The sequence below is a fragment of the Streptomyces sp. NBC_00190 genome (assembly GCF_036203305.1).
Lineage (GTDB): Bacteria > Actinomycetota > Actinomycetes > Streptomycetales > Streptomycetaceae > Streptomyces.
On the sequence record NZ_CP108131.1, the window covers coordinates 4,432,307 to 4,447,143 of the forward strand.

The 14,837-nt window shown below is 71.5% G+C and carries 13 protein-coding genes; 10 read left to right on the forward strand and 3 right to left on the reverse strand.

The window, feature by feature from the left end; translation table 11 throughout:
• Positions 1-4 precede the first annotated feature (4 nt).
• Together OG429_RS21380 and OG429_RS21385 are read right to left on the reverse strand one after the other, a co-directional pair.
• The gene (locus tag OG429_RS21380; protein ID WP_328926902.1) at positions 5-1,690 is read right to left on the reverse strand and encodes a bifunctional 3'-5' exonuclease/DNA polymerase; all 1,686 of its coding nucleotides are present in this window, start codon (positions 1,688-1,690) and stop codon (positions 5-7) included.
• 115 nt (positions 1,691-1,805) lie between these two features.
• Positions 1,806-2,630, reverse strand: coding sequence for an NAD(P)H-binding protein (locus OG429_RS21385; RefSeq protein WP_328926903.1), 825 nt, complete (start codon positions 2,628-2,630; stop codon positions 1,806-1,808).
• A gap of 81 nt (positions 2,631-2,711) precedes the next feature.
• Between OG429_RS21385 and OG429_RS21390 the strand changes: the two genes are divergently transcribed.
• The 4 genes from OG429_RS21390 to OG429_RS21405 all read left to right on the forward strand — a co-directional run bounded on the left by OG429_RS21390 (position 2,712) and on the right by OG429_RS21405 (position 6,815).
• Positions 2,712-3,107: a winged helix-turn-helix transcriptional regulator gene (locus OG429_RS21390; protein WP_328926904.1), complete on the forward strand. Its 396-nt coding sequence runs from the start codon at positions 2,712-2,714 to the stop codon at positions 3,105-3,107.
• Complete coding sequence (locus tag OG429_RS21395; protein WP_405679155.1) at positions 3,077-4,291, forward strand: DUF2786 domain-containing protein; 1,215 nt, start codon at positions 3,077-3,079, stop codon at positions 4,289-4,291. The genes OG429_RS21390 and OG429_RS21395 overlap by 31 nt, the downstream gene beginning before the upstream one ends.
• 112 nt (positions 4,292-4,403) lie before the next feature.
• Positions 4,404-6,449, forward strand: coding sequence for an FUSC family protein (locus OG429_RS21400; RefSeq protein ID WP_328926906.1), 2,046 nt, complete (start codon positions 4,404-4,406; stop codon positions 6,447-6,449).
• Positions 6,450-6,569: 120 nt separating this feature from the next.
• The gene (locus OG429_RS21405) at positions 6,570-6,815 is read left to right on the forward strand and encodes a DUF397 domain-containing protein (RefSeq protein WP_030656519.1); all 246 of its coding nucleotides are present in this window, start codon (positions 6,570-6,572) and stop codon (positions 6,813-6,815) included.
• 115 nt (positions 6,816-6,930) lie between these two features.
• Here the strand turns inward: OG429_RS21405 and OG429_RS21410 are convergent, their stop codons facing one another.
• Entirely contained in the window at positions 6,931-7,449 is a 519-nt protein-coding gene (locus tag OG429_RS21410; protein ID WP_328926907.1) for an ATP-binding protein, read from the reverse strand.
• A 340-nt stretch (positions 7,450-7,789) separates the two neighbouring features.
• Between OG429_RS21410 and OG429_RS21415 the strand changes: the two genes are divergently transcribed.
• The 6 genes from OG429_RS21415 to OG429_RS21440 all read left to right on the forward strand — a co-directional run bounded on the left by OG429_RS21415 (position 7,790) and on the right by OG429_RS21440 (position 14,818).
• Positions 7,790-8,668 (forward strand): helix-turn-helix domain-containing protein, encoded by an 879-nt coding sequence (locus tag OG429_RS21415; RefSeq protein WP_328926908.1) that lies wholly within the window; start codon positions 7,790-7,792, stop codon positions 8,666-8,668.
• Between the two features lie 89 nt (positions 8,669-8,757).
• On the forward strand, positions 8,758-10,215 hold the full coding sequence (locus OG429_RS21420) for an aldehyde dehydrogenase family protein (RefSeq protein WP_328926909.1): 1,458 nt from the start codon (positions 8,758-8,760) through the stop codon (positions 10,213-10,215).
• Between the two features lie 247 nt (positions 10,216-10,462).
• Positions 10,463-12,550, forward strand: coding sequence for a penicillin-binding protein 2 (mrdA, locus tag OG429_RS21425; RefSeq protein WP_328926910.1), 2,088 nt, complete (start codon positions 10,463-10,465; stop codon positions 12,548-12,550).
• A 90-nt stretch (positions 12,551-12,640) separates the two neighbouring features.
• The gene (locus OG429_RS21430; RefSeq protein ID WP_328926911.1) at positions 12,641-13,153 is read left to right on the forward strand and encodes a DinB family protein; all 513 of its coding nucleotides are present in this window, start codon (positions 12,641-12,643) and stop codon (positions 13,151-13,153) included.
• Between the two features lie 94 nt (positions 13,154-13,247).
• Positions 13,248-14,006: a MerR family transcriptional regulator gene (locus tag OG429_RS21435; protein ID WP_328926912.1), complete on the forward strand. Its 759-nt coding sequence runs from the start codon at positions 13,248-13,250 to the stop codon at positions 14,004-14,006.
• Between the two features lie 119 nt (positions 14,007-14,125).
• A complete protein-coding gene (locus tag OG429_RS21440; protein ID WP_405679144.1) occupies positions 14,126-14,818 on the forward strand; it encodes a VTT domain-containing protein in 693 nt (230 codons plus the stop codon).
• Positions 14,819-14,837 lie beyond the last annotated feature (19 nt).

Here is a 14,837-nt window from a genome sequence, read left to right on the forward strand (position 1 = left end):
GCGGTCACTTGGCGTCGGCGTAGCACTCCACGACCGCCGTCGTGAACGGGAACCGGACCGGGGTGTCGCCGAAGGCGATCCGGCCCGCCCGGTCACCGGCGGCGCGGATCGCCTCGGCGACGGCCCCGGCCTCCTCGGCCGGGCAGTGCACGATCACCTCGTCGTGCTGGAAGAACACCAGCTCGGCCCGCATCCCGGCGAGGGTCTGCCGCAGGGCGGCGAGCAGCAGCAGCGTCCAGTCGGCGGCGCTGCCCTGCACGACGAAGTTACGGGTGAACCGGCCGCGGGCCCGGGTGTCGGCCGAGGCGTAGCTCGGGGTCCAGCCGCGGTCCTCACGGTCCTCCCGGACCTGCGGGATCCCGGCCTCGCCGTCGTCGGACTCCGCGGAGCCCACCGGCGGCGGGCAGGTGCGGCCCAGCCAGGTCCGTACGAGCCGGCCCTCCTCGCCCGCCTTCGCCGCGTCGTCGACGTACGCCACGGCCCGCGGGAAGCGGCGGCGCAGCGCGGCCAGGTTCTTCAGGCCGTCCCCGGAGGTCTGCCCGTAGACGGCGCCCAGGACGGCGAGCTTGGCCTTGTCCCGGTCGCCGGAGAAGCCCTGGCGGGAGACGGCGGTGTAGAGGTCCTCGGGCCGGCCGGCCACCTCCATGAAGGCGGGGTCGCGGGAGATCGCGGCGAGCACGCGCGGTTCCATCTGGTCGGCGTCGGCGACGACCAGCCGCCAGCCCGGATCGGCGACGACGGCCCGGCGGATCACCTTGGGGATCTGCAGGGCTCCGCCGCCGTTGGTCACCCAGCGGCCGGTGAGGGTACCGCCGGGAATGAACTCCGGGCGGAAGCGGCCCTCGTGGACCCAGTCCGTGAGCCAGCCCCAGCCGTGCGCGGTGTAGATCCGGTACAGCTTCTTGTACTCGATCAGCGGCTCGACGGCCGGATGGTCCAGCTCCTGGATCTCCCAGCGGCGGGTCGACTTGAGCTTGATCCCGGCCTCGGCGAAGGCCTTGATGACGTCGGCGGGCAGTTCGGGGCGCACGCGTCGGCCGAAGGCGGCGGAGATCCGGTCGGCGAGCTCGGCGAGGCGGCGGGGCTCGCCGCCGCCCGCGTACCGCTCGCCGAGCAGCTCGGTCAGCAGGGCGCGGTGTACGTCGGCCCGCCAGGGCAGGCCCGCGCGGTTCATCTCGGCGGCGACGAGGAAGGCGGCGGACTCGGCGGCGGTGAGCAGCCGCATCCGGTCGGGGTGGGCGGTGGCGTCGAGCCGTCTCGCCTGGTCGGCGTGGACGGCGAGCAGGGCGTCGAGGGGGACGGGCGCGGGCTGCGGGTCGAAGAGCGAGTCCTGCGTGCCGGGCTCGGCGGTGCGCTGCGGGGGATCGGGCGGTACGGGGCCGTTGTTGAGGCGGGCCCAGGCGGCCGCCGCCGAGCGGGGCTCCCCGAACCGGCCCTCGTGGCCGAGCAGCAGCAGCTCGCAGTCCTCGACGTCGTGGCACCGCTCGACCCGCACCCCAGCGGCGAGCAGCCGGGGGTACACGGCGGTGGTGGACCGCCAGACCCACCGCGTCCCGGCCGGTGCGGCCCGCACCGCCTCGGCGGGCTCGCGCACGCTGACCCGCGCCCCGGCGCCCGGGTCCACGGGCGCGGCGTGCCACCACCCGTCGCCGTCCTCGGCGAGGGCCCACCGGGACGTGCGGTCGCTCATGGGTGCGAGTGTCCCACCGCCCTCTGACACTCCCCGGCAGCGGCGCCGCGGACGGCGCGGGACACCGGCTCCGCGGCGCAGCCCAGCGGCCGCTTAGGCGCCGCTTAGGCGCCGCTTAGGCGCGGGGAACCGACTCCGCGTACACCGACAGCGCGGACCGCGGGGCGCGGTCCAGGAGCTTCGGGAGGACGCCCGCGTCCGGGGTGTCCAGGAAGCCCGCGGCGATCGCCGAGTACGTCGCCACCAGCATCGGCACCTCGAACGGCTGCGCGTCCGTGCCCGACAGCGCGGCCCGGGCCTCGGACAGCCGGCCCGGGGCGTAGCGGGCCCCGGTCGCCCCGGCCAGCTCCGCCCCGCCCAGCGCCCGGTCGCCGACCAGCTCGTACACCTGCCCGGCGTGCGCCTCCGGCGCCAGCGCCACCCGTAGCGCGACCTCCGCCAGGTCCTCCCGGGCGACGGCCGCGAGCCGGCCGGCCCCCAGCGGTGCGGTGATCAGCCCGTCCGGGCCGGGCGCGGCCAGGGCCGCCAGCAGTTCCGCGTACAGCCCGTTGCGCAGGACGGTCCAGGTCAGCGAGGACTCCCGCAGGCGGCGTTCGGTCCAGCGGTGCGGGAGCGCGTACGGCAGGTGGTCGCCGGCCCCGGTGAGGCTGGTGTAGACGAGGTGACGCACGCCGGCCCGCTCGGCCGCCGCGACCGCCGCCCCGTGCCGGGCGATGACCCGGTCGTCCTCCCCGTACCCCGCGGAGATGAGCAGGAGGGTGTCCACCCCGGCGAAGGCGGGGCCGAGCGAGTCGGGTTCGTCGAAGTCCACCCGCACCCGCCCGGTTCCGGCTCCGCCCCCGGCCGGAGCGCGCGTGCCGAACCGTACGTCCGGCCGGCCGGCCAGTCGTCGCGCCACCAGGGAGCCGAGTCCGCCCGAGGCGCCGGTGATCAAGAGCATGGGAAGTCCTTCGTTCGCCGCGTGGTTGGGTACACGGACATCGTGTGCGCACCGGCGCACGGAGCGTAAGGAGGCACTTTCATGTCACCAGGGCACACGGCGATAACCACCCCCGTGGTGAGCTGCGACGACGACTGCGGCATCCGCGACGTCCTCGACCGGCTCGGCGACAAGTGGTCCGTCCTCGTCGTCGTCCAGCTCGCGGCCGGGGTCCACCGGTTCAAGGAACTCCAGCGCGCGGTCGACGGCGTCTCGCAGCGGATGCTCACCCTCACCGTGCGCCGGCTGGAGCGCGACGGCCTGGTCACCCGGACCGTGCACCCCACGGTGCCCCCGCAGGTCGAGTACGAGCTGACCGAGCTCGGCCACAGCCTGACCGTCCTGGTCAAGGGCCTCGCCGAGTGGTCGCTCGCGCACCGCCCGCGGATCGAGGCCGCCCGCCGGGAATGGGACGCGAAGGCGGACATGCCAAGCTGAGGGGTGTGAGAGACCTTGCCGAGACCGTCGACCGAGCCTTCGCCGCCGCCCTCTACGCCCAGGACGACACCGGGCTGGACACCGGGGCCTCGCTGCTCGCCGCCGAGCCGGCGCGGTGGGGCGCGGTCGGGCGGGAGCTGCTGGCGCGCGGGGAGGCGTACGTACGGCAGGGCTGGGAGCGGGGCTGGCAGCCGGCCGACGTGCTCCGGCTGGTCCGCCGGGACCTCGAAGAGCGGCACCTGAGGATCACCGGGGACCTGATCGCCGCCGAAGCGCGCAGGTACGCCCGTCTCCCGCAGCGGTGGAGCGAGGCCGAGGTGTGGTGGACGAGCGACGGGGAGTACGCCGACCAGCTCGCGCGCCGCGAGAAGGCGGACCGGTTCACGCTGGCCACCGCCTTCCTGGAGGTGTTCCGGCTGCTGGTGCGGCTGCCCTCGATCGAACCGGTGGGCCCGCTGCCCGGTGACCCGGCGGACGCCCTCGCCGAACACGCCCACATCGAGCCGCGGATGCTCGGCCGCATCCGGGCGCTGCTGGCGAAGGCCGAGGCCACCACCTTTCCGGAGGAGGCGGAGGCGCTGAGCGCCAAGGCCCAGGAGCTGATGGCCCGGCACACCGTGGACGAGGCGCTGCTGGCGGCGCGCGGCGGGGCTCCCGCGCAGGTCCCGGGGGCCTGCCGGATCGGGGTGGAGCCGCCGTACGAGGAAGCCAAGGCGGTACTGCTCGACGCGGTGGCCACCGCCAACCGCTGCCGGGCGGTGTGGAACAGCGGCTTCGAGTTCTCGACGGTGGTCGGCTTCGAGAGCGACCTGGAGGCGGTGGAGCTGCTGTACACCTCGCTGCTCGTGCAGGGCACGGCGGCGATGACCCGGGCGGAGGCCGCGCAGCGCGCCGGGGGACGCAAGCGGACCAAGACGTTCCGGCAGTCCTTCCTGCTCGCGTACGCCAGCCGGCTCGGGCGGCGGCTCGCCGAGACCGCCGAGCACGCGGTGAGCGAGGCTCCCGACAACCTGCCCGCCCTAGTGGCCCGCGACGTCGCCGTCACCTCGCGGGCGGAGGAGATGTTCCCGCAGACCACGACGACCCGGCTGCGCGGGGCGACCGATCTCGCGGGCTGGGAGGACGGCACGGCGGCCGCGGACGCCGCGCACGTGGGCGGCCGGAGCAAACCGCTGCCGAGGTAACCGGGGCGCCCCGCCCCCGGTGGCGGCGTAGCCATCCCGCACCCCGCACCCGCACTCCGTACCCACAGGGGCGAACGCGGCGCACCGGGGCAAAACGGATACGCTCGGCCCCATGAGCTGGCTCCGGGCGCTGAAGGACACCGCCCGGTCGGGCATGACGGTCGAGCGGACCCCGCTGGAGCCCCTCCTCGCCCTGCGCGCGGCCGTGGGGCTCGCCGTCGTCATCGGGGCCGGGCTCGCCCTGTCGGGGCCCGGCGTGGCGGTCAGCTCCGCCTTCGGGGCCTTCATGGCCGCCATCGCGACCCTCCAGAAGAGCTGGCGTCCGCGGCCCGACCTCGCCCTCGCCTCCGGGCTGACCCTGGCCGTGTCCACCTTCGTCGGCTACGCCGTCGGGTCTTCCCACACCGGCCTCTTCCTGGCGCTGCTGGCCGCCTGGGCCTTCGCGGCCGGGATGATGTGGGCGGCAGGGCCCACCGCCGGGATCATCGCCTCCGGGAACGTCGCGATCATGCTGGTGACCGTCACCCTGCCGACCTCCGTGCCGCAGGCCGCCGGACAGGCCGCGATGATCGCCGCCGGCGGGATGGTGCAGGCGCTGCTCATCGTGCTCTTCCCCGTCCGCCGCTGGGGCGCCCACCGCGACGCCCTCGCCGACGCCCTCGCCGCCGAGGCCGACTACGCCCGCCGGCTGCGGCAGGACCCCGTCGCGCCCTTCGATCCGCAGCCGCTGATGAAGGCCCGGGACGCCGCCACCGTGACCGTGCGCCAGGCCCGGCGGCGTCCGGCCGAGCTGCACGGGGCGCGGGGGCTCGCGGAGAGGATCCGGCCGGTGCTGGCCTCTCTCGCCGATCCGGCCGTCGGCGCACCCGCCGCGGGCCCGGCGCGGGACCGGGTGCGCGAACTGCTCGCCGCCGCCGGGGCGGTCCTGGACGCCGCCGCGGACGCGATCCGGCACGGGGATCCCGTCCGCCTCCCCGCACCGGACCTGGCGGTCCTGAAGTCCCCCGACACGGCGGATCTGCTCACCGGCGCGCCGCTGCGGGCCGCGCGCCGGCTCGCCGCCCTCCTGGACGACGTACTGGAGACGGCCGAGCCGGGATCCGGGCGCACCGCCGATCCCGGGGAGTCGATGCTGCGGCCCACCCTGCCGGGGCTGGTGCCGCTGGGGTGGAAGGCCGTACGCGCCGAACTGCGCTCCGGGTCACCGGTCCTGCGGCACGCCGTGCGCCTGACCGCCGTGGTCTGCGCGGGCTCCCTCATCGGCCAGGCGCTGCCGTTCGGGCACGCCTACTGGGCTCCGATGGCCTCCGTGATGGTCATGCGGCCGGACTTCTCCCAGACGTATTCGCGGGCCGTCGCCCGCTTCGCCGGCACCCTCGTCGGGGTCGCCGTCGCCACCGGGATCGTGCAGCTGACGCAGCCGGGGACGTACCTGTCGGGCTTCCTCGCCGTGGTGAGCGCGGGCCTGATGTACGGCCTGATGCGGACCGGGTACGCCGTCGCGCAGGTCTTCGTCTCCGCCTACGTCGTCTTCCTGCTCGGCATGGGCGGCGCCCGCTGGGACCAGACCGTGCCCGACCGGGTGGCCCTCACGCTGCTCGGCGGACTGCTCGCGATGATCGGCTACGCCGTCTACCCGGCCTGGGAGACCCCGCGGCTGCGGACCCGCCTCGCCGACTGGCTCGCCGCCTCGGGGCGGTACGGGGCCGCCGTGCTCGCCCAGTACGCCGACCCGGCCGGGGCCCGGCGCGCCGACGTCCGCGAGGCGCTGCTGGCCGTCCGCGACGCCCGGGTGGCCTGGCAGGACGCGCTCGACCGGGCCGCCGGGGAGCCGGTGCGGCACCGGGGGCTGTCGCGGGCCGCCGCCGACGACGCGGGCGACGCCCTGGCCGGGCTGGGCCGGTGCGTGATGCTCCTGGAGGCCCATCTCCCGGACCGCGCGCACCCGCCGGTGCCCGGCGCGGCCGAGCTGGCAGGCGCGCTGCGCACCGCCACCGAGGCGGGCGCGAAGGCGGTGCGCGAGCGCAGGGTCCCGCGGTGGGACGAGGTCGGGGCGGTAGTGACGGAGTGGGACGTGCCCGGGGCGGGGGTGCTCCGCGGGGCCGCCGAGCAGCTCCTGGACTCGCTGGACGAGGTGTCGAACGCCCTTCGCCCGTAAGGATGATCCGTATCTGTGATCAGGGAAGCACCCCGCGTGCACGTGCATCTGCCCATGCATGCGCTTGTGAACACAGCTATGATCCAGTGCAGTTGACATCTGCACTATCGGGGGCTTCCTGTGGACCACGCGTACAACGGGATGGCAGCTGCAGAACTCGCTTCCTTGTTTGAGCTGACGTGGCAGAAGAGCAGACACAGCAACTCGCAGGGATCCTGCGTGGAGTTCGCGAAGCTGCCCGGCGGCGACGTCGCCATGCGCAATTCACGCTTTCCGGACGGTCCGGCGCTCGTCTATACGCCGGCGGAGATAGAGGCCCTGCTCCTGGGCGTCAAGGACGGCGAGTTCGATCACCTGATCGGCTGACGGAACAGCGCACCCAATCAAGCCGTGCACGTGCACTGGCCGGGAATGATCATTGCGATCAGTCCCGGCCAGTTGTCGTGATTCACCTGTGTGAATCGGCTGCTGGAGCGGCCGTTCAGTCCTGCCGGTCCGGAAGCAGGAAGAGCGCCCAGACCACCTTGCCGGTCAGCCGTCCCGCGAGCGGGTGCCATCCCCAGCTGTCGCTGTACGCGTCCACCAGGAACAGCCCGCGCCCGGACTCCAGGTCGAAGTTCTCCGCCGTCCGCTCGGGGGAGAAGGAACCCCCGGGCCGGTCCTCGCTGGGATCGCGCACCGCGCACACCAGCCGGGTGCTCCACCGCATCAGGTGCAGCCGTACCGGCGGCTCCGACTCACCGCCCGCACCCCGCGATTCCTCAGGCAGGGCATGGCGAAGCGCGTTGGTGACGAGCTCGGAGACGACCAGCGACACGTCGTCGAAGCGTTCTTCGAGACCCCACTGGGTCAGTGTCGACCGGCAGAAGGAGCGGGCGCCCCGCACCGCTTCGAGCCGTGCGGGCAGAGCACAGGAGGCGGACCCGGAGACGGCCGTGGGGTCGACCGGGGGAAGCCCCTGCCGTAACGGCTCGAGCATGGTCGATCCATTCGTCCCCATGCGAGGCACTCCCGGGATTCGCGGGCGGAGCGGTCAACTCCGTCCAGAAAGAACTGCGGGGTGGGTCCGCGGCGCCGGCGCGAAGTGCACGCAGGTGCGCGGGGACCATCGTTCCGAATGGCGGAGCCGGATGCAAGGGCAGATGCACGTGCACGCGCCGGACCTGTCCACTCCCGTGATGGTTCTTGCTCATTTCTTCCTACGCATGCTGACGGACTTCTTTTCTGGGAGCCAGGATTCCGTTACAGAACGAGTACGGACCGATGCGTTTTGGTGGCAGACTGCGGCCCTGGGGTACGGGGGTCCCTGGACGCGCACACACCACGCGCACGCCATTGCGATGGGGAGGGCAGTACTAGTGGCCGCAGAAGCGAGCGGTTCTGTGGTGCGCCGCATCCTCCTGGGCTCACAGCTCAGGCGACTCCGAGAATCCCGCGGCATCACCCGTGAGGCGGCCGGCTACTCGATCCGCGCATCCGAATCGAAGATCAGCCGCTTGGAGTTGGGAAGGGTGAGCTTCAAGGCCAGGGACGTGGAGGACCTCCTCACGCTCTATGGAGTAACGGACACCGCCGAGCGCGAGTCCCTGCTGGGACTGGTCCGGGAGGCCAACGCGACCGGCTGGTGGCACAGTTACGGCGACGTGCTGCCCGGGTGGTTCCAGACGTACATCGGTCTGGAGGGCGCCGCCTCGCTCATCCGGATCTACGAAGTCCAGTTCGTCCACGGCCTGTTGCAGACCGAGGCCTACGCCCACGCCGTCGTCAAGCGCGGCATGCCCGGAGCCACCGCCGCCGAGATCGACCGCCGCGTCGCGCTGCGCCTGGAGCGGCAGAAGGTCCTCGTCTCCGAGAACGCGCCGGTCTTCCACGCCGTCCTCGACGAGGCCGCGCTGCGCCGTCCGTACGGCGACCGCGACGTCATGCGGGGCCAGCTGGAGCACCTCATCGAGGTCTCCCAGCGCCCCAACGTGCAGCTCCAGGTGATGCCCTTCTCCTTCGGCGGCCACGCGGGCGAAAGCGGAGCCTTCACCTTGCTGCGTTTCCCCGAGTCGGACCTCCAGGACATCGTCTATCTGGAACAGCTCACCAGTGCCCTCTACCTGGACAAGGACGAGGAAGTGGGGCAGTACAGCCGGGCGATGGAGCGACTCCAGACCGACTGCCCGGACGCGGACCGGACCCGGGATCTTCTTCGTGGCCTGCTCCAACTGTCTTGATTCGCACGTAGTATGACGTCTGATCAGTGCTTGAGGACCGATCGGTCTCCGGTGCAGCGCACGGGTGCGCGCTCGCAGTAAGGGATGGCATGTCCATATTCAGCGATCTCGCTCACCAGTACATCGACGGTGAATGGCTGGCCGGCAACGGTTCGTGGGACATCATCGACGTCAACCCGTACGACGGGGAGAAGCTCGCCGCCATCACCGTGGCCACCGTCGAGCAGGTGGACCAGGCCTACCGCGGAGCCGAGCGCGCACAGCGGGAATGGGCCGCCACCAGCCCGTACAGCAGACGCGCGGTCCTGGAGCGCGCCCTGCGGATCACCGAGGAGCGCGAGAAGGAGATCATCGAGGCGATGATCGACGAGCTCGGCGGGACCCGTCCCAAGGCCGAGTACGAGGTCTACCTCGCCCAGGAGTTCCTGCGCGAGGCGATCCAGCTGGCCGTCCGCCCCGAGGGCCGCATCCTGGTCTCGCCGGTCGAGGGCAAGGAGAACCGGGTCCAGCGCCTCCCGGTCGGCGTGATCACCGTGATCAGCCCGTTCAACTTCCCCTTCCTGGTCACCCTGAAGTCGGTCGCCCCGGCGCTGGCGCTGGGCAACGCGGTGGTGATCAAGCCCAACCAGAACGCACCCGTGGTCGGCGGCGGGGTCATCGCCAAGATCTTCGAGGACGCGGGACTGCCGGCCGGCCTGCTCAACGTCCTGGTCACCGACATAGCCGAGATAGGCGACGCGCTCCTGACTCACCCCGTCCCCAAGGTCATCTCCTTCGCGGGCTCGGACCGGGTCGGCCGGCACGTCGGGGCGGTCGCCGCCCGCCACTTCAAGCGCACGGTCCTGGAGCTCAGCGGCAACAGCGCGCTCGTCGTCCTCGACGACGCCGACCTCGACTACGCGGTGGACGCGGCCGTCTTCAGCCGCTTCGTCTACCAGGGCCAGGTCTGTATGGCCGCCAACCGGATCCTGGTCGACGCCTCCGTCGCCGAGGAGTTCACCGAGAAGTTCGTCGCCCGCGTGCGGACGCTGAAGACGGGCGACCCGCACGAGGCCGACACCCACATCGGCCCGCTGATCAACTCCTTCCAGGCCGACGCCCTGACCGCACTGGTGGACCAAGCCGTGGAATCCGGCGCGCACGCACTCGTACGGGGGGCTACGCGCGGCAACCTCGTCGAGCCGACCGTCCTGACCGGTCTGCCCGAGGACTCCCCGCTGCTGGGCCAGGAGATCTTCGGCCCGGTGGCGCTGCTGGTGGTCTTCGACGGCGAGGACGAGGCCGTACGGCTGACCAACGCGACCCCGTACGGGCTCAGCGGCGCCGTGCACACCCGGGACGTGGAGCGAGGCGTCCGCTTCGCGCAGCGGATCGAGACGGGGATGATCCACGTCAACGACTCCACCATCGGGGACGAGCCGCTGGCCGCCTTCGGCGGCGAGAAGGCCTCGGGCCTGGGCCGCCTCAACGGCGAGGCCACCATCGAGGCCTTCACCACGCAGAAGTGGATCTCCGTCCAGCACGGCCGGACGCGCTTCCCGTTCTAGTCGCCGGTCGCTTCAGGGGGTGGCCTGTCGGTCAGGCCGGGTTCGCGGCGGCTGGTGCCGCGCCTCGCCGCGTTCTCGTCGGTCGCCGACGTCCCCCGGCTACCGCTGGGAGGTGCCCCCACCGCGTCGACTCCCTCCTCGGCCTTGCGATCCACGGCACCAGCCGCTGCTCCCTGGTCCGGCCTGACCGACGGGCCACCCCCTAGACTCGGCCGGGCGTACGCGGCGCCGCCCGGGGGAGAGCAAGTTGAGCAACATACCCGAGACCGGCCGGACCCCTCGGGTCCAGAACCGGCTCGTCGTCATCCAGATCGTGGTCTTCTCGCTCCTGCTCACGCTGGGCGGGCGCCTCTGGTACCTCCAGATACGCAATGGCCAGGAGTACACCGACGAGGCGAAGAACAACCACGTCCAGCGCGTGGTCCAGCCCGCCGTCCGCGGCTCGATCCTCGACTCGCGCGGGGTCCCGCTCGCCGACAGCCAGACCCACCTCGTGGTCTCCGCCAGCCGCACCGAGCTGCTCGCGATGAAGGACAAGGGCAAGGACGTCCTCACGCGCCTCGCCGGCGTCCTCGGCATGGACCCGAAGGAAGTCACCGACAAGGTCCGGCTCTGCGACGCCAAGACCAAGCAGCCCTGCTGGAACGGCTCCCCGTACCAGCCGATCCCGGTCAGCGCCGAGGCCACCACCGAGCAGGCGCTGCAGATCCACGAGCACGCCGAGGACTTCCCCGGCATCACCGCCGAGCCCACCGCCATGCGCCGCTACGCCGGGCCGGACGGGGCCAACACCTCCCAGGTGCTCGGCTACCTCTCGCCGGTCACGGACGAGGAGATCGCCAAGGCGAAGAACTCCGACTCCCCCTACCTGCGCTCCGACCAGGTCGGCCGCTCCGGCCTGGAGCGCACGTACGACAAGGAGCTGCGCGGCAAGGCGGGCATCACCCGCTACGAGGTGGACAACCTCGGCCGGGTCACGGGCCAGGGCCAGACCGACAAGGCGCTGCCCGGCTCGAACATCGTGACCTCGATCGACTCCCGCGTGCAGGCGGTCGCCGAGCGCGAGCTGAACAACGCGATGATCGAGGCCCGCAAGACGTACGACAAGAACACCCGCCGGAACTACGAGGCGGACGCGGGCGCCGTCGTCGTCATGGAGACCAAGACCGGCCGCGTCGTCGCGATGGCCTCGAACCCGACCTACGACCCGAACGCCTGGGTCGGCGGCATCTCCGCCAAGGACTACGCCGCGCTCACCGACAAGGAGTCGAACTACCCGTTGCTGAACCGGGCGATCCAGGCCCAGGCGGCCCCGGGCTCGATCTTCAAGGTGGTCTCCTCGACCGCCGCGGTCAACGCCGGGTACCCGTTCAACAACCGCTACCCCTGCCCCAGCTCGTACTCGGTGGGCAGCCAGACCTTCACGAACTTCGAGTCGCAGGGCCACGGCGACATCACCATCGGCCGGGCCCTGGAGGTCTCCTGCGACACCGTCTACTACTCCATCGCGGACCAGGAGTGGAAGAAGGACGGCGGCATCAACCCGAAGAAGACGCCGAACGACTGGTTCTTCAAGACCGCCCACGAATTCGGGCTGGGCAAGCCCACCGGCATCGACCTGCCGAACGAGGTGAGCGGCCGGATCCCCGACCGCAAGTGGAAGCAGGACTTCTTCGAGGCGAACAAGGCGGCCTGGTGCCGGGACGGAAAGAAGAACGGCACCTTCGCCGAGAAGATCGCCTACGAGAACTGCCGCCAGGGCAACCAGATGCGTGAGGGCGACGCCATCAACTACTCGATCGGCCAGGGCGACACGCTCGTCACGCCGATCCAGATGGCCTCCGTGTACGCGGCCATCGCCAACGGCGGCACGCTCCACGAGCCCAGCATCGGCAAGGCAGTGGTGAGCGCCGACGGCACGTCCGTCCGGGAGATCGCGCCGAAGGTGCAGGGCAAGCTGCCGATGGACGAGAAGACCCGCGACGACATCGACGAGGCCCTCGCCGGTGTGGCCACCAACGGCAGCGCCGCCTGGCGCTTCGGCGGCTGGCCGCAGAAGCAGATCCCGATGCACGCCAAGACGGGCACCGCCGAGGTCCAGGGCAAGCAGACCACCTCGTGGTTCGCCTCGTACACCGACGACTACGCGATCGTCATGACGATCTCCCAGGGCGGCACCGGCTCCGGCGCGTCGGGGCCGGCCGTCCGCAAGATCTACGAGTCGATGTACGGGCTCGACCCGACGGGCAAGCAGGACCTCTCCAAGGCCCTGCTGCCGCAGCCCGCCTCCGCCCTCCCCGCTCTCCGCCCGGACGGGGAGGACGCGCCCAACTGAGTCCCATTTAGGACGGGTCCTGACCTCAATGCTCCGTAGCGTGGTTCTTGTCAGAAGGCAGCGGTACCCAGCGGAAGTAGGCGATCGGCAATGGCTCAGGTTTCCATGGAGGTCCTCGGTGACGAGCGCGGCACGCTCCTCTCCTTCGTCGAGTCCCAGCGGACGGCGCTCCGCGAGTCCCTGCTGGGGCTGACCGAGGAGCAGGCCGCGAGCCGCCCCAGCGCCAGCGAGCTGTCCCTGTCGGGCCTGGTCAAGCATGCCGCCGAGGTCGAGCTGAACTGGCTGCGGATGGCGCAGCAGAAGCCGAACGAGCGGTACCAGGGGGAGCGGAACTGGGAGGACGGCTTCCGGCTGATCGAGGGCGAGAGCATCCCGTCCGTCCTGGCCTTCTGGGAGGACGTGGCGCGGCAGACGGCGGACTTCATCACCGGGGTCCCGAGCCTGGACCAGGTCTTCCCGCTCCCGCCGGCGCCCTGGTTCCCGAAGGACGCCAAGGTCTCGATGCGCTGGATGCTCCTGCACCTGGTGGAGGAGTTCGCCCGGCACGCGGGCCACGCGGACATCGTCCGCGAATCCATCGACGGCACCAAGGCCATGGGCTAGACGCGGGCTAGACGGCCCGTAGCCCGGGGCTTGCACCTCACGTGGCGTGAGGACCCACAGTGAAGGGCGTACCCAACCGAGAGGAGCGGAAGCGATGGGCTACTCCGTGGGCCAGGTCGCCGGATTCGCCGGAGTCACGGTGCGCACCCTGCACCACTACGACGAGATCGGTCTGCTCTCCCCGAGCGACCGCAGCCACGCAGGTCACCGGCGGTACGACGACGCCGACCTGGACCGGCTGCAGCGGATCCTGTTCTACCGGGAGCTCGGCTTCCCCCTCGACGAGGTCGCGGTCCTGCTGGACGACCCGGAATCGGATCCGCAGGAGCATCTGCGCCGGCAGCATGCCCTGCTGACCGACCGGATCGCCCGGCTCCAGCAGATGGCCAAGGCCGTTGAGAACGCCATGGAGGCGAAGAAGATGGGCATCAACCTCACGCCCGAGGAGAGGTTCGAGGTCTTCGGGGACAAGGACCCCGAGCAGTACGCGGAGGAGGCGGAGCGTCGCTGGGGCGGCACCGAGGCCTACGCGGAGTCGCAGCGGCGGGCCGCCTCGTACACCAAGGACGACTGGATGCGGATCCAGGAGGAGGGCGCCGACTGGGGCGTCCGCTACGCGGCGCTGATGGAGGCCGGCGAGCCCGCCGACGGCGAGCGCGCGATGGACCTGGCCGAGGAGCACCGGCGGCACATCTCCACCTGGTACTACGACTGCCCGTACGAGATGCACACGTGCCTCGGTGAGATGTACGTGGCGGACGAGCGGTTCACGGCGTTCTACGACACGATGCGGCCCGGCCTCGCCGCGCACCTGCGGGACGCGATCATGGCCAACGCGGTGCGCAAGGCGTAGCCGAATCGTCACTCATGCGACCCCCTCCCGGCTCTGGAACCGGGTGGGGGTCGTGTGCGTTGATAATTGAGACCGCCCGCTCCGCAGCATGCCCCCCGATCCAGGAGAGTCCGGAAACCGTGTACACGCTTGCGCTCGGCCCTGAGTGGCTGTCCCCGGACTATCTGATTTCGCATTTCGGACTGGTCGGCATCCTGGTCATCGTCTTCGCGGAATCGGGACTCTTCGCGTTCCTGCCCGGCGACTCGCTGCTGTTCACGGCAGGTCTGCTGGTCGCCAACGGCGAGTACATCAAGCAGCCGCTGTGGCTGGTCTGCACCCTCATCGTGGCCGCCGCGATCATCGGTGACCAGGTCGGCTACCTGATCGGCAAGTTCTTCGGCCCGAAGCTCTTCAACCGGCCGAAGTCGAAGGTCTTCAAGCGGGAGAACCTCGACAAGGCGCACGAGTTCATGGCCAAGCACGGCCCGAAGGCCATCGTGCTCGCCCGCTTCGTGCCGATCATCCGCACCTTCGCGCCGATGGTCGCGGGCGCCGGCTCGATGAAGTACCGCACCTTCCTGACGTACAACGTCATCGGCGGCATCGGCTGGGGCGCGGGCATCACGATCGCGGGCTACTGGCTCGGCCAGATCGACCTCATCAAGACCAACATCGAGGCGATCCTGGTCCTGATCGTCCTCATCTCGCTCATCCCGGTGATCTTCGAGGTCCTCAAGGCCCGCAAGGAGAAGGCGAACGCCGCCGCCGAGCCCTTCGAGGCCGACGGCTCCCAGGCCCAGGGCCAGCGCCGCCGCCACGCGAAGCGCTGAGGCCCGCCTGTCGGCCCGT